Origin of the sequence: Chitinophaga agri, assembly GCF_010093065.1 — a bacterium.
Taxonomy (GTDB): Bacteria; Bacteroidota; Bacteroidia; order Chitinophagales; family Chitinophagaceae; genus Chitinophaga; species Chitinophaga agri.
Genome location: NZ_CP048113.1, coordinates 5,675,740 through 5,695,525, shown reverse-complemented (window position 1 = coordinate 5,695,525; position 19,786 = coordinate 5,675,740). Strand labels below are relative to the sequence as shown.

Below are 19,786 nucleotides of genomic sequence, written 5' to 3'. Positions count from 1 at the left end.
GAAGTTTAATTTAATGATTATCTGTTAATTAATAACAAAGCCCGGCTCGTTTTAATGAAGCCGGGCTTTGTTTATTGTTTGAAGGCATTGCCTTCAGGATGTATTTATATTATTTCAGCTCCTGTGTCAGGGAGTAAGGTACATTGTTATCAGAGATACCTCTTGCCTTGTTAGGCACTGCATCCATATCCACATTGATCACGGCACCTTTCATCAGTTCATTGTGATCCAGCCAGTTGTTGGTATAAGCTTTACCATTCACAGTAACACCTTTGATGTAGCGGTTAGCATCGCTGTTCTTAGGAGCAGCGATCACTACTTTCTTACCTGATTCCAGGGTAACGGTCGCTTTCTTAAACAGTGGTGCACCTACTACATACTGCTGTGTACCAGGACATACCGGGTAGAAGCCCAGGGAGGAGAACACATACCATGCAGAGGTCTGACCGTTATCTTCATCACCACAATAACCATCAGGCGTAGCGGAATACAGGCGGTTCATTACTTCTCTCAGCCAGTATTGTGATTTCCATGGCTGACCTGCATAGTTATACAGGTAGATCATGTGCTGAATAGGCTGGTTGCCATGTGCATACTGACCCATATTCATGATCTGCATTTCACGGATCTCGTGGATAGTTCCACCGTAGTAGCTATCATCAAATACCGGAGGCATAGAGAATACTGAATCCAGCATAGAAACGAATGTTTCTTTACCACCCATCAGGTTGATCAGCCCCTGTACGTCATGGAATACTGACCAGGTATAGTGCCAGCTGTTACCTTCGGTGAAGGCATCGCCCCATTTGAACGGATTGAACGGCGTCTGGAATTTACCGTCCTTGTTCTTACCGCGCATCAGTTTGGTTTCAGGATCAAACACATTACGGTAGTAACGCGCCTGCTTTGCAAATCTTTCCACTTCTTCAGCAGGACGGTTCAGCGCCTTTGCCAGTTTATAGATAGTGAAGTCATCGTAGGAATATTCCAGTGTACGGGCTGTGTTCTCATTGATTTTCACATCATAAGGCACATAACCCAGTTCATTGTAATAGTTTACACCTGCACGGCCAACAGAAGTCAGCGGACCCGCGTTATTCGCGTTTTTCAGCAGCGCTTCGTAAGCTACATTGATATCAAAACCTCTGACACCTTTTAAGTAAGCGTCAGCGATCAGGGAAGCAGAGTTAGAACCGATCATACAGTCACGGTGGCCAGGACTTGCCCACTCAGGTAACCAACCGCTCTCCTTGTAAGCGTTCACCATTCCTTCCATGATGTGTGCGTTCATAGACTGATACATCAGGTTAAAGAATGGGAAGGTCGCGCGGAAAGTATCCCAGAAACCGTTATCTGTAAACATATAACCTGGTAATACCTGCCCATTATATGGGCTATAGTGTACTACAGCGCCTTTCTCATCGTATTCATAGAACTTACGAGGGAACAGCATTGTACGGTACAGGCAGGAATAGAAGGTGCGGGTCTGCTCAGAAGTACCGCCTTCTACCTTGATACGGGCCAGTTCTTTATTCCATGCGGCTTTTGCCTTATCCTTTATCTGGTCAAAGGTGCTGGCGCCTACTTCAGTCTGCAGGTTACGTTCTGCCTGCTCAGGGCTGATGAAAGAGGATGCTACTTTTACGTTCACCTTCTCTCCTTTTGCCGTAGCAAAACCAATCACAGCACCTACGTGTTTATCTTTGGCTTCAGCTTCACCCTGCTTCAGTTCACCGTTCTTAAATGTAGCTACATAAGTGAACGGTTTGTCGAAGGTCAGTACGAAGTAGTTCTTGAAATTAGCAGGAACACCACCACTGTTTTTAGTAGTATAACCGATGATCTTATGCTCAGATTGTAATACCTTAACATAAGACCCCCTGTCCAGTGCGTCAATCACGAAGAATGCGCTGTCAGTCTTTGGATAGGTCAGACGGATCACAGCTGCTCTTTCGGTGGGCGTGATCTCGGTGGTCACATTATGATCAGCCAGATAAACACTATAATAGTAAGGTTTGGAAACCTCTGCCTTGTGAGAGAACCAGCTGGCGCGGTCATCTTCCTTAAACTTCACAGTTCCTGTCACCGGCATGATGGCAAACTGACCGTAGTCATTGATCCATGGACTAGGCTGGTGGGTTTGTTTAAAACCGCGCAGTTTATCAGAAGCATAGGTATAAGCCCAGCCATCTCCCATTTTGCCGGTCTGCGGCATCCAGAAGTTCATTCCCCATGGGGTCGCAATGGCAGGATAGGTATTTCCTGTAGAGAGGGAACCTTTGGAATCGGTACCCATCAGCGGGTTGACCCACTCTACCGGATCGGTTACGCTGTTTACTGTCTGCGCCTTTACCCAGCAAGAGGCCAGCATAAGGGCGGATAAGATAACTCTTTTCATGTTGAGACGGAATGGAATTTTAGCTTTTATAAGTCTGTAAAAATAGCGTTTCACACGAAAAGTATTTGTTTATTTTATAAATGGCGATGCCATGACCAGGCTGGGGCTAAAATGTTTTAGCTTTGCAGAACTAAAAACCGTCTTTATTAAAAACCTTATGGTTTTTGTCAGAGGGAATAAACCTGACCCCGCTTTTATAGTCAAACGATGAATTTTATAACCGGCAGGCAAGAGGCCATATGAAATCAATATACCAGAAAGACAGATCTGCCGTTTTAATATCGTTCGATGCAATCACCGATCATATCAGCATTTTCCCATATAGACATACAGCCATAAAGAACATGAACATATGAACAAATATTTTACGTTAGCCGTAAAGGTGGCGATAATTACTGTTCTTGGTAGTGCTATGCTCACGGCATGCCGTAAGAATGATGCCAACAGAGCCGACAACAGCACGCCAACTGCCTCTTCCGTAGTCAGCGATGAAGATTCCCTGAAATACCTGATGTACCGTATCATGCAGGTGACTTATATTAACGGCGGCCGTAATAAAACGACGGACCTGCCAACTTACCTGTGGTATAATCAGGTGCCACAACTAGACCCTTCCAGCAGCAATTATGCCTCCGCAGATAATCTGCTTGAAACCATGAAGTCCTATTCAGTAAGTAATGGCCAGGTACTGGACCGGTATAGTTTCCTGGACCGCACAGGGTCATTGTCCAGCTCACTGCAGGACGGTCTTTCCGAAACCTTTAATAAGGTGAGTGCTACCGGCAATTATGGTATGGAGGTAAGCTATGCATCCGACGGGTCCAAATCTTATCTTTATATTGTTTACGCAGATAAGAACTCCCCTGCCGGGCGGAAAGGTCTGAACCGCGGAGATGAAATCACGGCTATTAACGGAGACACTAATCTCTCTTATGACGGGGGAAGTAATGTGGATAAGGTAACCAATGCCATCTATTATTCCACTTCGGTAACACTGAAAGTTAAAAAAGCGATTACAGGTACCGTAGCCACTTACACACTGACATCCGGCTCCTTCAATATCAACCCGGTACTGTTCGATACGGTATATACGGTGAATGGTCAAAAGACAGGCTACTTTGTATTCTATACCTTCACCAATACCTTCAATACCAAAGGGGCCGCTACACTTACCAAGAGTACCCTGGATGCACTGTTCAGCAGGTTCAAGTCTGCCGGTATCACTAACCTGATCGTAGATCTGCGCTACAATGGCGGAGGATCAGTCACTACAGCGGAATACCTCGACAGTGCGATCGCCCCTGCTGCTGCTGCACGTAAGCCAATGTACTATTATAAGTATAATGACAAGCTAACGGCTAATCTCGATGGCACCGGGCTGGAGGCCAGCGTTTCCTTTCCATCATCCACCGGAGGGTTATCATTAAATAATGTCTTTTTCATCACCTCTTCCCACACCGCATCTGCCAGCGAACTGACGCTGAACAACCTGATGCCTTATATGAATGTGAAGCTGGTGGGAGATACGACCTACGGCAAGCCGGTAGGGTTTATTACCTTCAATATTTCAAAGTATGACAGCACACACACCAAGCAATACCTTGCTGATCTGTATGCTATCAATTTTGCTACTGAAAATGCCAATCGCTCAGGAGGCTATTATAAAGGTATCGCACCTGATGAAGCAGCGAATGATTATATCAATGTACCCTGGGGATATCGTACGGACGACGAAAACCTGGACAAGATCTTTAACTATATCAGTACCGGCAGCTTTGGCAGAACAAGTGCAAATGCGCGGGTCCTGACACAGAGCACTACCAGTCTGCGCGCTGCCCTGCCACGTTCCATCACATCGCCGAAGTTCAACGGGATGGTGGACTACCGTATCGGCAAGCGTATACAGTAAATATGATTGTCAGCGATGCTGGTCGTAATAGTTAGCGACCAGCTCGTATCCTAACAATAACCGGTCCGCTGACGTAAGCGGAGTGGTTGCCGGTAAACCTGCTGCCTCTTCCAATTGCGTCAGCGTTCTTATTCCTACTACTGCCGCTCTTACTGCCGGCTCCCCTAAAATATAACACAAGGCAGTCTGTGCGGGCGTACGTTTACCTTCGGAGAATTTTAATACCGCATTTGCCATTTTTCCCACTTCGGTGGCGCTGTAATTCAGGTATGGCTCAGCCGGTTTACCTGCCAGCAGTCCTTTTGCCACGCTACCTCTTGCCAGCACACCAATATTATGTTTATTCAGCAAGGGTAACATATCTTCCTCCGGACGCCGGTCCAGTAAACTGTACTGCATCATCACACTGCTCATATTAGACCGTTGGACCCATTCTTTGATCACATTCGGCCTGATAGAAGAAATACCATAATACCGGATCTTACCCTGATGCTGCAGCTGCTCGAAGGTATCTACAATATCATCGATAGGGTCTTCCATTGTGCCGCCGTGCAGCTGATAAAGATCGATATACTCTACTCCGAGCCTGCGGAGGCTGTCTTCTACCGCTTTTACAATATATTCCGGGGAGGGGTTCCAGTCCCACCCACTTCCATCGTTACGCCACTGGTTACCCACTTTAGTAGCGATGATCGCTTCGTTCCTTCTGTCTTTCAGCGCTGCTCCAAGCTGTCTTTCATTTTCACCATGCTGATAGAGGTCTGCCGTATCAAAAAAGTTGATCCCTTTGTCAAGTGCCTGTTTGATCAACGTCTCATTTTCAGTTGCGTTGCTGCCCAGGGACATACATCCAAAGGCGATCTCACTGATATCCAGATTGGAATTGCCAAGTATATTGTAGTTCATACACCTAATTTAAGCAATTCTGGCTATCCTTTTTGCCTGCTGGTCCAGATAGCATCCCTGGCAGCTTCCCGTATACTATTCTCAGACAACGTCCTTATCATACCATTTACAGGACGATACAATTGCCTTATCTGCGTATAACGTTTATTGTTAGCCATTCCTTTTATCTGCACATATCCATCAAGCATTTGTTTATTAGCGAGTTGTAAGACCATGTAGCGCCGGCCTTCATTACGATAGGCAGGATGTGAACGGGGATAAATATCGCGCCACGGCTTCACGTCAATTCCCATAATTTCGTAATAGCAGATGATCCCTCTCCCTTGTATATAAGGGGCCATATAGCGAATGACGCCAGTGCCTATTATTGATTGCCAGGTCCTCCATGGAAACTCTGCCATTATCTGATCGGTCACTGCTGCGATCAGTGCCAGTTCTGATACGGGAACTGGTAATACAATAACATAGGCATTCGTGCTTTTCACATCGATACCTTTGGGCTTAATGATATTATACAGGTGTATTTTGCTATCTATACTGATGAGCATGCGCAGGTGTTCTTCCAGGAATGACATTCCCATCTTATTGTAGGGTAATAATGGGAATCCGCCCCTGTTAGTTTGCAGTATTATCTGCTCGTAATACTGGCGATAGGTCGCTTCCTGGGCCCGACCGGGATATAACACATATGCGCCCGTTACTTCCTTTGTATATTCATATCCTCCATCCTGTTCTCTCCTGTGATAGATTACCTCCTTATAGTTGTTCATTTGTTCCAGGTCGTCAGGTAATGGCTCATCCATATTCCGGTAACGTGCAGATTCCCTCAGTCGGTATTTAGCGTCAAAAAGATAGGTGAGATAGAGATTGCGCGGCTGATCTTTTTTTCCAATACGCAGTATGATATCAGGGCAAACGTATTCATGTAGTGTACCGGCATCTGTATCGGTGAAATCGGGTGTATACCGCAGTTCCTGATATAATTCTATTACCGTTTGATCCGGACAGTGATAGACCATTTTTGACGCCATATCTTTTTGCAATACCTCCCGGAACTCCTGTTTTCGTATGGTTGGCATTTTGATGATATCAGGCGATACACCTGTAATGCGACGTAAAAGATCTGCGATAGCAAAAAAAGACCAGACCTGATACAGATACGCAATGTCCTTAAATTCCATTTCGTATATACCTTCCAGTAAATGATATCCGCTATGAAAGGATTCCCAGTCTTTTATCAGTCCGGCATAACCAGGACGGGATAGCAATACCGCAGACTGTTGCTTTGGTTCTTTGAAATCTTTTACCTTGTTGAATAAAGGATTGCGCAACAAGGCGGACAATGCATCAGCGGCATATTCCAGTTGTATGCGGTATTCTTCTGACATCCTTTTAAAGCTGCTATCCTTTTTTACCTTACCGTATATAGTTTTAAAGCTGGAGAGTAAATCCTTAATGATGAATTTTACGAACCTGTTTTCGTAGTTGTCTTCTATGAGCTTTGTGCGCGCTACGCTGAAGTGTTTATCAGGTTGTCCCTGAAATCTTTCCAGTTTATCAGCCAGTCTGCCCTTGGGCTTTTTAACCTTGCCGGCAGTCACATGTTTTATTTCCGTACCCAAATGTTTATATGGATCCTTTACTATCATTTCCACATGCCGTATAATACTTCTGAAAAGGTTCGTAAAAATAATCCACCATACTATTTCACTGTCGGCAGTACCCTGAAGATCAAAATTGTGATAGGTCTTTTTCAGCTGATCTATTACCAACCTGGGGAACACTACTTCTATATCTTTAATGATAGCCGGGAAATCGCGTTTGAAATTCATTTTTACGGGAAACACTTCAAACCGGAACAAGACACTATGAGGTACGGTCTTATATTGATAATTGATATTCAGATCAAAATATCCGATCTGGTTCTGAAAGTTTATGATAGCGGAAGCGGTATAAGTCCTTTCGGTAATTTCCCGCATTTTAAACAGACTTTCAATATTATAAAGTTTACTATAGACAAATGGATGTAGTACATCTTTTTTAAAATCCAGGTTGAATTTATAACTGGTATTTTCGAAGAAAACGGGATGGGTCACTTTACTGATATTCACCTGTTCAAACCGAGCCCGGTTGTTATATTGCCATATCCGGCATTCTGTACTATTAGATGAGAATTCATACTTCGTGACGAAATGCTTTTTCCAATGTCTCTGAAAGGCGATCAGAAAGGTCCGCTCAAAGCCTCTTCTGTCCTTATCATCTGCGACCTCTATTTCAAGCGTAAAATGCGGATGTTTAATCAGGAGTGTCTGCATGCGTTACCAGTAAGAGGTATAACCATTATTTTCAAGAAGCGCCAGCATATGCGTCACTTTTCGCCTGCTAACAGGATAATACGCTGTTTCACCCATCAGCTTCTCAAGCACGGGTCTGCAGGAATTGCTATCTCCCGAGATACGGACCAGTATTTTCATACAGATTATCTCGTCCAGGCAGCTATTGAGCCAGTCATCCTTCTGTTGTTCTTTTATAGCTAACTCGTTATGCAGGAAACAATAGACCAATGTGCTGTGAACAAAACGCTCGGACAGCTCAAATGGTGAGTTATCTAATACATGAAGCAGCTTCTCCAGTCGCTGCATGATCGTCATTCCTATATCGGGGTAACGACTATAGGCTACATGTCGGTCCAGTGGTGGTTGCCTGAGCCAGGCAGCAATTTCATATGTCTCAGGATATTCCCATTTTTCCTGCGCTGCGGTCAGATCATGCCATAGGTCCCTTCTCTTCATTTCTATTATCATCGTTCTGTCCAGCAGCCTTGCACTGAGTGTTCGTGTAGTCGCGTCAATATTTACGGTGCCTATCACAACGAGGTTAACCGGTATAGAAATTCCATGCATAAGGAAGTGCTGCATAAGCGGATCATTACCTTCCAATCCCAGCTGCATCCAGAAAGTTTCATCTTCTCTGCTGTACTGTTTTACCCTGGAGTGGCTAATAAATGCATCATAAATGATTCTCCCGTTGTCCGATCTGACTGTTTCTAATACACTTAAAAAATCAGAAAAATAATGCTCTATCTGGGCAAGGTTCATCTCATCAAGACAGAGAATAAATGGTACATGTGGATACTGCCATGCTTTCACGATAAACCTCAACACATCCGTACAGTGATAACGCACCCTCCCTCCCTGAATAATAGTCTGATACCCAAGTAATTCATCCGGATCATGCCAGTCTGGCCGTACTCTTACTATTTCAAAATTTCCGGGTTGCTCACCTTTTCTGAGCGCTTCATCAGCACAGGTCATGTATGCAATTTTACGGGCAAGCCAGGATTTGCCAGTACCACTTACCCCACTCAGCAAGACAAACGGCTTCGTTCTGATAGCCATTAAAAGCTTTCGGTAAGGATGCTCATAAGAAATGGTTTCCTTTTTCTTCATATGCGTCGAGGATGTCACCATCGTCATTTTTATATTTGACTGATTCACCGGAATATCCACTATATCCACTTGTATGTTATACCTGTCAAGCTGTTCAAAAGCGGGCCCGGTTGTAAATAACTTCTGCAGTTCATTAACATTCTTCAATCTGTCTGGATTATCTCCCTGTTCATTCCATAGGTCAACAACCGGGTTATCGGGTAGTGAATGACACCATACCCAGCCAGCAGAGATCTCAACAGTTTGCAGAATATCATATTTTCTGAATCTCGTTCCGGACGTACTGCTATAGGTCTTGTTATTGTATTTAAATGTTACCCCCTGTTTATCTGCCTTATGGGTGCTTTTACAGAGAATATCTGTGGCAATAGTGTAAAATGCCTGCTTCTCCGTTTGATCAACAATAAAAACGATATCCCCTTCCATGCTATCCGGTAACGACTCCTCGCTTCTGAAAAGGAACGCTTTATCAGGAGACAGCTGTTTATGATAATCGATATCCCCCTCCCTGACGTCATATATACGTGCGCGCTTCATAGCATGCAATTTATTCAATATTTAAGTAAACATCTAAAAATCAACACGTTATCAAAATGATAACGATATTATCATGTGCTGATCGGCAACCGATATTCATGCTAAAAGGGCACTTATAAGTCATTTATATTGCACCATAAGGGCACTTCAATATCCTTTGGATATTGAAGTGCCCTTATGGTGCCCTTGAAGTGCCCTATAGATGACCTTATAATGAGGTAAAAGAGAGGAGTTCAGACCATCTTCTGACTACTGGCAGTAAAGGGTCAATAGCAACTGTAAACGGGTAAGCTCCCAGGACAGGCTTTTAAAGCTCAAACAGACAATCCCTGCTTCATTTAAAATGATCGATTATCAAAAAAAATCGGCAAATTGCAGTAGTAACCTATTATGACATTCTTGTAACTAATCGGCCGATGCAGCAAGTACAAATCGGAAAGTGCGTTTACATTATCAATACTGGAAAGAACCTTTTTAAGATCGGCAAAACGCAGGATCTTCAGAAGAGGCTTGGCTCCTACCACACGCATCTACCAGTCATGTTCAGAGTGATCAGGCAATATGCGGCCGCGAATATGAGCGAGCTGGAGGAATGCCTGCATATTGTGTTTCAGCATAAAAGAGTAAAAGGGGAATGGTTTGAACTCTCTAAGGATGATCTTGTCATTTGTGATAACATCGCCCGCAATTATGCGCTTACTGAGTTACATAAACAGGCCAGAAAGTATGCTGTGATCCGGTATAGTGATAATCCGCTGTTGCAGGTAATGGAAGCGAACGAAAAGTACCTGCAGGATTATTCTCGTGTAGCCCAGGACATAGCACTTGGTCTAAGTACGGACGAGATCTTTGAACTGAATGAGGGGCAGGTCAGCAAAGCGGTGATCGAAACGGTACGCCGTCTCCTGAAGTACCGGACCCCTAATTCTGAATTTCTCAGCAAATGGCTCCTGATAGTAATTGACCTTGGGGAGGGACTGAGTGAAAATGCCGTCCTTGAAAAATACAAAGGCCAGATCAGCCGGACCACCATTCACATGATCAAACGCATCCTGCGCAATCAGCTTTACTAGCCACACAACTCACTACAAGTCAACTAAACGTATATTCTACTGCCAGCAATTGAGGCAGCAGGGAGTCCATTTCCCGAAGGAACCAATAAGCTGACAATTGCCATTTCCTAATGAGAGCAGTGAAAGTAACGAACATAAACAATTGATTATCAAACACCATTTCTTTGGTACAGGAATTGTTAAAATACACTAAAGCTTAAACCCTGGCGTTAGATAACAGTCTAACTATCAATAACAGGGAGCAAAAAACGCTCTTTACACTTGTAGTTGTACAGTTTGATTTGCGGCCAACCAATCAGGCTGTGGCACCACACTAAATACTTGAAAATGAAAAACAGGATATTTTTACTGGGAACCCTCATTGTGCTGGCCACAATGAGCGCAGTAAGCAGTGCCTATGCCCAGCGGGGACGTTTTGGGGGTGGAGGACGTGTATCAGTTGGACCAGGCGTAAGCAGAAGGATCGTTTCCTCTCCTCACGTATCCACCAGGATCGGAGTAGGAGTAGGTTATGGCAGATGGGGAGGATATTATCGCCCGCCTGTGCGCTACTACGGTGGCCATTATTACCGTAGTGGTTATTATTATCGTCCTTACCGTTATTATGGCCCACCGATAGGATTCCGTGTAGGCATTCTGCCGTATGGTTTCCTGACATTTAACACGGGCTGGGGCCCTTACTACTATTATGATGGATTCTTCTACCGTCCATATGCCAATACACAAACACAAACGGAGCAATATGAGGTAGTCGATCCTCCTATGGGCGTCGTTGTGCCTGCACTGCCAAGCGGGGCAAAAACAGTCGTGATCGATGGTAATACCTACTATGAAAAAAATGGTACATTCTATCAGGAAGTCCTGCAGGATAAACAAACCAAGTATGCAGTAGTAGGTAAAAACGGGGAACTGAATACGGGCAGTGGTCAGGACAACCAGGGTGACCCTTCTGCGCCACCGGCTGATGAAATTATGGCCACACTGCCTGAAGGGAGCCGTGGTGTAGAAATCAACGGGCAGCAACTGTATGTTTCTCCGGATGGTATGTATTATCAGGAAGTAACCAATGCCGATAATTCACGGGGATATAAAATTGTTGGCAAAATGTCTGCCGATAATTAATCCTCCTTCTGACTAAATGAATAAGTGGAACATGGCGGCTTTGCGCTGACTTGTTCCACTTGTCATTTTTACCAGCAGGCAAAAAGTGCGCTATGCGAAACGCGTGTGCCCATAGTATTATTCTATTCAGTAGTTCTTCTGTAAAATTTATTTTATTAGCTTTAGCTCACCATTGGACTAAACACGATCGCCCGAAAACGTATCACTCAGATAACCGTTAAACCATATTTGCTTTGCTATGACCAACAGTACCCTCAGAAGACCCGTAAAGGAATGTCAATCGCTCAATATACCGGCAATCCTATATGTTTATCTGAAAAACAACTTCATATAAAGCATAAATAATATTCAAGCATTGTACATCGAACAGTGAACAGTGATCTTTATATTTTCTCCGTGAGCAGACTGCCGTTATGCCTTTATAATTCTGCGTTATGAAATACCGGTCTACGCAATATCCGACCCGGTTCCTACGTTAGCCGCTATACCCGGGTATATCTGCTCGCCGGCAAATGCCAGTAAGCAATCGAAAAAGGCCGTATCCGCGCTAACAATCAGGATAATTCTATAATTTAGTAATGGTAAGTGCCTGGTTGTGATCAGGCCAATTCCTATTACTAAAACGACCATGCATGAAACGCATCATTGCCATATTAGCATTTGCTCTCCCCCTTACCATACAAGCGCAAACGAAACTGGAGGACAAGATCGCAGAAGATTATTCCGGAAAATTCGCGAAGCGTTACGAAGTAAGGAATGACTCCCTTGTTGTCTTCGTAACTGAACAGATGTCAAGGAGCGGCGCTGCCGGTCTGGATATTGATAAGACAATGACGGAACTGGCAAAAGATCCTGCAGCATTAGATGCCTCTCTGAAATTTATCTACCAGTTCAGTAATGGTAACAGACAGCAGTTCATTGCGCATCTCAGGGCTATGAACCTGCAGACCAACAGTGTATTCCCACTGGCTACATATGTAGCCAATAAGTATAAAGGCGAAACGAAAGCGCTGCTCGAAGAGAAGTCAACCCTTTATACCACGGGTGCTATTCCGGCTACCCTGCCGCCCATGCAGCTGCCTTCACCAGCCGTGGCAGATAACAATTCATCTGCGGATGCCACTGCTACCACCACGGATAATAATACCGCCACGGCATCAACCAGTACGACTGCCGCTAATGGTGTAACAGCTCCTGCTGAACCAGGTAGCACACCTACAGCTCCGGCAAATGCGGCAGCGGAGACATTCAACTGGGACGTAAGACCTGTTTTCAAGTTACGCCAGCCGGAACAACTGTATGAGCTTTACGGAAAAGAGAATGTAGTAGCACGCACGGCGCAGGACTACCAGGGCAATGAAATCGGTACCGGATACTATGTATTCCCTGATACGGACAATGAAATGGAAGTACTCTTTAACGGAGAAAAAGGTACTGCTGTCTCTTTCACAAAAGAAAACTCCAAGTGGAAACCGCCATTCGGTATCAAAGTGGGCGATCCTCTGGAAAAAGTAGTAAAGGTGAATGGCCGTGATTTCAGGATCAATGGATTTGAGTGGGATAATGGTGGTGCAGTCGCTGACTGGGAAGGTGGTGCGTTTGCAGGAAAAGGAGTGAATGTGGTGTTCAAGGCCAATAACTCCAGCGATCCTAAATTATATGATCAGGTGACTGGTGATAAGAGAGTAAAGAGCGACGCATCAGCGATGAAAAAGCTGGGGGTTGTAGTGGAAAAGATCTACTTCAAGAGTAATTGATCAGACCAGCAGGTTGTTATCAACAGCATACTTAATAAGCATCGCGGTATTCCTGACTTCCAGTTTGGCAAGTAATTTCTTCCGGTGACTATTCACAGTATCAGCACTGATAAACAGCTTTTCTGCAATTTCTGCATTTGTATTTCCTTCTGATATCAGACTTAATACTTCTTTTTCCCTTCTCGTAAGAGGAGGGAATTTTTTTTGTACCCCTACCCTTTCACTATTCATCGCCTGCCTGATAGCAGGTGAGAGATATATCTCTCCGGCATATACAGAATGGATCGCAAATAGCAGTTCACCTTTGTCTGCCGTATTGAGTACATAACCGCCTATACCGCTTTGCAGCAGACTGTTGATATATCGTTCCTCCTTCATAAAACTGAGTACGAGTACACTGACTGCCGGATATTCCATTCTAATATTGGCACACAATTGCACGCTGTCTATATCGGGCAGACAGGTATCAATAATAATAACGTCGACGCTGTTATGCATCAGGAATTTAAGACATCCTACGCCACTTCTGGCCTCTCCGGCTATGATGATATCATGTTCGTCATTAAAAAATGAGTGCAGGCCTTCCAGGATAATAGGATGGTTATTCACGAAATACAGGCGGATCATGTGTATCCATTTAAAATATGCCAATGCGGACAGTAATGGGTAACATTTGACTTACAATAGGCAACCGGCTTTATACGTAATATAACGAAAATATCAGCATAACAATATACACCGGTCCCATGCAGGATCTGTATCAGGATCAATTGCCGCAATAAGTGAAAGTCCGATGCCAGCTATGCCTTCCAGCATGCCATAACTGTTTTCATAGGCTCCTTTTCCATAAAAGCAGAAACCAGCTGGGGCGTCCTGATGTGTATTTATTTGCAGGGTATGTTGTAACCAGTGTGTTGCACCATTGAGTAAAGCAGGATCATTTGTTTGCAACCAGGCACGCCGGTATATATGGGCAATACCTGCACTGCCATGACAAAGACAGGCGTCATGTACACTTCCGTTCTGTGCATTCCGGTGTTGTAATGTATGATGGAAGATGTCTAGTGCGTACGTTTTATAAGTATTATCGCTCAACCAGTTAGCAGCATTCAGCATCAGTGTGGCGATGCCCAGGTCGCCGTAACACCAGCCAAGACGACTTTGATGTCCGGTAAGTGCTGTATGTTGGATGTCTACCAGCGCCGGATACAGGGATATAGCTGTTTTGTCTGGTGGATTTTTACAGTCCAGCAACCAGTTCAGCCCTTTTCTGAGTAACGCTGCCGTTTGCACTACTGCAATACCCTTATTATGTATCATGCCCAGAATGGAGAGAATGGCAGGCACTCCGTGCGCAAGGCCGAGGTTAAAAGAAGTTTCATTTGCGGGCCTGTCCGTCAGGCCGGTAAGATGGTCTTGCCAGGTGATACCTTCCAGTGTTTCAATAGCTGTATCCTGAAGCGCATCAACAGCTGCCTCTAACCATTTAACAGCAAGCGGATATTGAGTCCGTTCCAGGAAATACAGGGCAATCCCAAGTCCCTGATGCAGGAAATCATGGCCTCCCTGTTGTAATGTGCTGATCATTTCTTCTCCGAGTATTGCATCGACATCTTCAAAAATGTCTTCCAGCCCTTCGTCTCCGGCAAAGCCGGCTTTAACCAGATGCTGTATCCCCCATACGATGCCGGCAATGCCATTACAATAGTTATAAGGAAGGGCAGTTCCGGCCAGATCATGTACAGCCTGTTCCAGCAGGTGATGTACTTTGCTGAGATGTTTTCTTTTTTTTGTCAGTTGATAATAGTAGGCATAGAATAAAGCGGCACCTGTATAGCCTCCCAATAAACCGGGGCTGGCACTATTTTCTGTAAAGCTGTCCAGCGCAATGCTGATACGCTGTAACGTTTTCCCGGCACTTTTTTTATAATCCATATATAGTCATCACAAAGCATCATGGTGCAGACATTGTAGTGTATGCTGCACCATGATTATACAGTTAGAAACGACAGGAGTCGACGCTGCAGATAGGTGCGCCCTGACTGATATCGTCTGTACATACTTTAAAGGAAAGTATTGTGGTAGTAGGTATCAAGGCTGCGCCATTGTTCATATCCTGTTTTTCACGGGTCAGACTGGCCAGTTTGATCTTACCAAGGTCAAGTTTTTTTTCAACTTTCTTTTTCATTAGCATGCGGTTTTAGATTTTCAATAAACTGCTGTACTTAGTTTCCTGCTTCCGGAGGTGGAGGGCATTTAAAGAGGCTGCAACCAGTGTAGGTTGGTGCATTAGCCTGCTGGTTAGCAACTTCCAGCTTTGTAGCACTTAATTTGGCAATTTTGATCTTACCAAGGTTCAGCTTTTTGCTTGACGCTTTCTTCATAGTTAACAAGTGATTTAAATATTAAGAAATGAATACAGTTTCTCTAGCAGTTCGTTATAGCGGGCAATGAGGGTTCGGGTTTCATTCTTCTTAAAGATAAGGATAAACCAGCCTTACAACCATCACTGGAAAAGGGGATTTTCTGCACTTGTTTCCGAGTTAACAAAATATCACCTTTTAAGGGGGGCCTTCGCAATACAGATAAAAGTTAACTTATTGGTTGTATTCAGAACATTATGATCATTGATAAAGGCTTTTACCTGCTCAGGTCTCCACTGATGCCGGTAGATTTTTTAACCCGCTTTTTACAGCTGCCTTATGTAGCAATGGCTGATGAAATAAAAACAGTTTTTTCGACGCCCTATCTTGCAGAAGCTATATATATCGCCTCACCAGAGTTGAGCAGCGAACTCGGGAAATGGCAAACCGGACAACTCAGCAACGAAAAGGATATACAGAAACTGGTGATGTCTCTTTTTCGATATGTGCTGCGTATGAGCACACGTTGTACGCCTTATGGATTGTTTGCCGGATGTAGTACTGGACATATTGCCTCTTCAACGGATGTGTATATTCAGTCAGCTGATGCGCATAGAAAACACTGCAGACTGGACATGAACTATGTAGCAGAACTGGCAGAAAGCATTGCAGCTATTCCTGTTGTACAGGCACAATTACGCTACTTTCCAAATAATTCCATTTACAGAGCAGGAGACACCTACAGGTATGCAGCGTTCACCGTGAAAAACAAGTTCCGGCAGTACGACCTTACCGCAGTCAATTATTCTTCCTATCTGGAAGCAGTGCTTAATAAATCCGCCGAAGGCGCCACGCTACAGACACTTTCCCAACATATTACCGACGAAGAGATCAGTGAAGATGAGGCGAACGGGTTTATACAGGAACTGATAGCAAGTCAGATACTGGTCAGTGAACTGGAACCGACTATCACCGGCGAAGAGTTCTTTCATGTACTGACGGCGCGAACAGCAGAACTGCATGGTATTCAGTCAGTGACTCATATACTTAGTAGTATACAACAATTATTGACGATCGCAGTTCCAGGTGTCTCACAGTATCTGAAGATACATACACTGGTCAGACAGCTATTACCCGAAACCAAAAATAAAGACCTGATCCAGACGGATCTATTTCTATCTACAGCAACTAATACGATCAGTCAGTCTGTAATCAGTGAAATACAGGAACAGATGACAATGTTGTGGAAGTTATCCACTGTCAATAAGCATCCTGATCTACAGCAGTTCTGTAAGCATTTCATTCAGCGCTACGAAGAGCAGGAAGTGCCACTGGCCCTTGCACTGGATACGGAAACAGGCATCGGTTATGGTGCCTATAATAGTCATTATGCGGCATATGCTCCATTACTGGAAGAGATATCCGCTGGGAATAGCCATTCCTCCGAAACTATTACCTGGAATAATATGCGGCAGTTTCAGCTACAGAGATATATGGCTTGCATGCAGCAACAGCAGGTGGAAGTGACATTGACCGACGAAGATATCAACCACCTCGTATCTGGCGAAAACAGCCCTATTCCGGACAGCTTTTATCTGATGGGGAGCCTGGTTAGTCAAAATGCGCAAACGCTGGATAATGGGGTATATTTGTTCGATTTCAGTTCCTGTGGAGGACCTTCAGCGGCTAATTTGCTGGGAAGATTCTGTCATGGTGATCCTGAACTGAAAACACTGGTACAGGAATGTCTCAGAGAAGAAGCGGATAGTCAGCCGGATGTGATCTATGCGGAGATCATACATCTGCCGGAATCTCGTACGGGCAATATCCTGTTAAGGCCGCAGCTGAGAGCGTATGAGATCGTATATCTCGGAAATGGCAGCGTGCCAGCCGACAGACAGCTGCCGGTAACAGACCTGATGGTTAGTGTACAGCAGGACCGCGTTATACTACGTTCAAAACATTTCAACAAAAGAGTCATACCCCGGCTGAGTACCGCACATAATTTTACTGTTGGAAGTCTACCGATATACAAATTCCTCTGTGATCTGCAGTTCCAGCAGTTAAGGCATGCTACTGGCTGGCAATGGCAGCTACCAGTAACAACCTCCTTTCTACCCAGAGTACGATATGGGAAAATCATTCTGCAGAAATGCAGCTGGGTTATTCACAGTAAAGAACATCCTTCGCTAAAAAAGAATGATACCCCGGCAAAGCAGGTGGCCGCCTTTTCCGTTATCAGAGCAGCATTACGCCTCCCAAGGTATGTTACTATTGCAGAGCGGGACAATGAGTTGTTCATTGACCTTGATAATACAGCCTGTATACAATTATTAGTGACCACACTGTTAAAGAAAGAGCAACTGACATTACAGGAGGTATTACAGACACCCGATCAGTGTTGGGTGAACGGCACTGCGGGCAGATTTACCAATGAGATCATTATTCCATTTAAAAGTATACAGCAACAACAACCGCCTGTACTTCCATCCTCTCAGACAACACTACCACGACGTTTCCAGACGGGCAGTGAATGGTTATACGTGAAGATCTATACGGGGGTTACTACAGCGGAGAAGGTATTGAAAGAAGTCGTCTTTCCGTTAGTGAAAAGCCTGGTAGAAAGGAGCATCATTGATAAATGGTTCTTCATTCGTTATACTGATCCGGAAGATCATCTGCGGATACGCTTCCATCATGCTACTGATCCTGTGTTCTGGAAAACTGTACTGGAAGAACTACATGAAAAGATATCTGCCAATATAGACCCCATTCTTATTCACAAGATACAGACAGATACCTATATAAGAGAAATAGAGCGATATGGGGAACAGACAATGGTGCTAAGTGAAAACATCTTCTTTTATGACAGCGAAGCGGCCATTGGCTGTATAGACCTCCTGCAGGGAGAAGAAGGAGAACATTTCCGCTGGCTGCTGGCGATACGGGGTGTGGATATGTTGTTGCAGGACTTTGGCTATATGCTTCCGAAACGAGCGGCATATCTGAAAAGATTACAACAACATTTCTTCCGTGAATTTGGAGGAAGCCAGACATTGCAGACACAATTAAATGCCAGTTATCGTAAACACATGCGTCAGATCAGTAGTTTCCTTGATCCTCAACAGGATACAACTAATGAAATTGAAGAGGTAGCATTGCTACTGGAAAAAAGATCGTCCCACATTCAACAGGCCATTCGTACTGTGACTGTTAATACATGGGACGAGCTATTATCCAGTTATATTCACATGTTTCTGAACAGGATGTTCTCTTCCAACCAGCGGAAACATGAAATGGTTGTCTATCATTTTCTGAGTAAGTATTATGAATCCAGATTAGCTATGCAAAAGCAGCAACAGGCTATTTGAGTCTGTCCCAGAACAGCCGGGTGAGTTTAGCGATGACACCATCTCTGGTAGCTTCATCGGCTTTCGCATCGCTGACAAACACGACAATGGCATATTTTTTTCCATTTGGTAATGTGACGATACCGGCATCATTGGTAGCGGCAGTGATCCCGCTCCATGTATCGGAAGTGCCCGTTTTATGAGCGACTATCGCATCTTTAGGTAACAGGCCTCTCATTCTGCCTGGACCTGTTGTAGTTTCACGCATAATTTTGAGCAGGAAGTCATTGCTACTTTTAGACAAGTAACTCCCTTTTTCTATACCGACCAGCATATGCAATATTGCGACGGGTGTAGCCCAGTTAGTATACTGTACATTCCAGGCCTGTGCCATTCCTTCTTCTGTTGCTTTGATGGATATACTGTCGATACCAATACTATGGACATATCGATCTACATAGTCGGTACCTCCTACCAGGCGAAACAAAATGTCGCAGCCGTTGTTATCACTCTGCGAAACAGTGTAAGCAAGTAACTCACTGAGTGGCATATCTGTTCCATCCGGATACTTTTTTTTGATAGGACTCCAGGTTGGTAATAACTCTTCCTTTCTGATGTGGATAATCTGGTCAAGTTTGAGCTTTCCCTTGTCTACCTGATCGAGTACAGCAAGTGCCAGTGGTACTTTGAATACACTTTGCATCGGAAACCTGTCATTGCCGTTAAACGACATCGTGTCTTTGCCCTGCAATGTTAACATTGCCATACCAACATGTCCCTGAGCGGCGGCAGTGGTTTCATGAATGTATTTTCTGGTATTCTTTTGTTGTGCGGAACTTTGAATGCCTAACAGTAAGGACGATAATGCCAGGGAACATGGCAAGATTAGATTTCTCATTTCAATTATGGGCTTTGAGCATTG

At 44.4% G+C, this 19,786-nt stretch carries 14 protein-coding genes; 5 read left to right on the top strand and 9 right to left on the bottom strand.

The annotated features are described in order from the left end of the window. Nucleotides 1-109 precede the first annotated feature (109 nt). Nucleotides 110-2,398 (bottom strand): GH92 family glycosyl hydrolase, encoded by a 2,289-nt coding sequence (locus GWR21_RS22770; protein WP_162333949.1) that lies wholly within the window; start codon nt 2,396-2,398, stop codon nt 110-112. Between the two features lie 352 nt (nt 2,399-2,750). Here GWR21_RS22770 and GWR21_RS22765 point away from each other — a divergent pair, with 352 nt between their 5' ends. Then, nucleotides 2,751-4,307: a S41 family peptidase gene (locus GWR21_RS22765; protein ID WP_162333948.1), complete on the top strand. Its 1,557-nt coding sequence runs from the start codon at nt 2,751-2,753 to the stop codon at nt 4,305-4,307. A 9-nt stretch (nt 4,308-4,316) separates the two neighbouring features. On the opposite strand, the gene GWR21_RS22760 is transcribed toward GWR21_RS22765, so the two are convergent. The 3 genes from GWR21_RS22760 to GWR21_RS22750 are packed head-to-tail and all read right to left on the bottom strand — an operon-like array spanning nt 4,317 to nt 9,199. Then, complete coding sequence (locus tag GWR21_RS22760; RefSeq protein ID WP_162333947.1) at nt 4,317-5,213, bottom strand: aldo/keto reductase; 897 nt, start codon at nt 5,211-5,213, stop codon at nt 4,317-4,319. A 23-nt stretch (nt 5,214-5,236) separates the two neighbouring features. Further along, complete coding sequence (locus tag GWR21_RS22755; protein WP_162333946.1) at nt 5,237-7,528, bottom strand: DUF2357 domain-containing protein; 2,292 nt, start codon at nt 7,526-7,528, stop codon at nt 5,237-5,239. 3 nt (nt 7,529-7,531) lie between these two features. Beyond that, a complete protein-coding gene (locus tag GWR21_RS22750; protein WP_162333945.1) occupies nt 7,532-9,199 on the bottom strand; it encodes an McrB family protein in 1,668 nt (555 codons plus the stop codon). 416 nt (nt 9,200-9,615) lie between these two features. On the opposite strand from GWR21_RS22750, the gene GWR21_RS22745 reads away from it, so the two are divergent. From GWR21_RS22745 to GWR21_RS22735, 3 genes are all read left to right on the top strand, one after another. After that, the gene (locus GWR21_RS22745; protein ID WP_162333944.1) at nt 9,616-10,272 is read left to right on the top strand and encodes a GIY-YIG nuclease family protein; all 657 of its coding nucleotides are present in this window, start codon (nt 9,616-9,618) and stop codon (nt 10,270-10,272) included. A 327-nt stretch (nt 10,273-10,599) separates the two neighbouring features. Continuing rightward, complete coding sequence (locus GWR21_RS22740; protein ID WP_162333943.1) at nt 10,600-11,394, top strand: DUF6515 family protein; 795 nt, start codon at nt 10,600-10,602, stop codon at nt 11,392-11,394. Nucleotides 11,395-12,026: 632 nt separating this feature from the next. Next, on the top strand, nt 12,027-13,151 hold the full coding sequence (locus GWR21_RS22735) for a hypothetical protein (RefSeq protein WP_162333942.1): 1,125 nt from the start codon (nt 12,027-12,029) through the stop codon (nt 13,149-13,151). On the opposite strand, the gene GWR21_RS22730 is transcribed toward GWR21_RS22735, so the two are convergent. The 4 genes from GWR21_RS22730 to GWR21_RS22715 all read right to left on the bottom strand — a co-directional run bounded on the left by GWR21_RS22730 (nt 13,152) and on the right by GWR21_RS22715 (nt 15,535). Continuing rightward, a complete protein-coding gene (locus GWR21_RS22730) occupies nt 13,152-13,778 on the bottom strand; it encodes a LuxR C-terminal-related transcriptional regulator (protein WP_162333941.1) in 627 nt (208 codons plus the stop codon). Nucleotides 13,779-13,871: 93 nt separating this feature from the next. After that, nucleotides 13,872-15,086, bottom strand: a complete 1,215-nt coding sequence (locus tag GWR21_RS22725; protein WP_162333940.1) for a lanthionine synthetase C family protein — start codon at nt 15,084-15,086, stop codon at nt 13,872-13,874. A gap of 64 nt (nt 15,087-15,150) precedes the next feature. Further along, complete coding sequence (locus GWR21_RS22720) at nt 15,151-15,339, bottom strand: hypothetical protein (RefSeq protein WP_162333939.1); 189 nt, start codon at nt 15,337-15,339, stop codon at nt 15,151-15,153. Between the two features lie 37 nt (nt 15,340-15,376). Continuing rightward, on the bottom strand, nt 15,377-15,535 hold the full coding sequence (locus tag GWR21_RS22715) for a hypothetical protein (protein ID WP_162333938.1): 159 nt from the start codon (nt 15,533-15,535) through the stop codon (nt 15,377-15,379). A gap of 236 nt (nt 15,536-15,771) precedes the next feature. Here GWR21_RS22715 and GWR21_RS22710 point away from each other — a divergent pair, with 236 nt between their 5' ends. Further along, entirely contained in the window at nt 15,772-18,885 is a 3,114-nt protein-coding gene (locus GWR21_RS22710) for a lantibiotic dehydratase (protein WP_162333937.1), read from the top strand. Here the strand turns inward: GWR21_RS22710 and bla are convergent. Next, nucleotides 18,878-19,762, bottom strand: a complete 885-nt coding sequence (bla, locus tag GWR21_RS22705; RefSeq protein ID WP_162333936.1) for a class A beta-lactamase, subclass A2 — start codon at nt 19,760-19,762, stop codon at nt 18,878-18,880. The genes GWR21_RS22710 and bla overlap by 8 nt on opposite strands. Nucleotides 19,763-19,786: the final 24 nt, after the last annotated feature.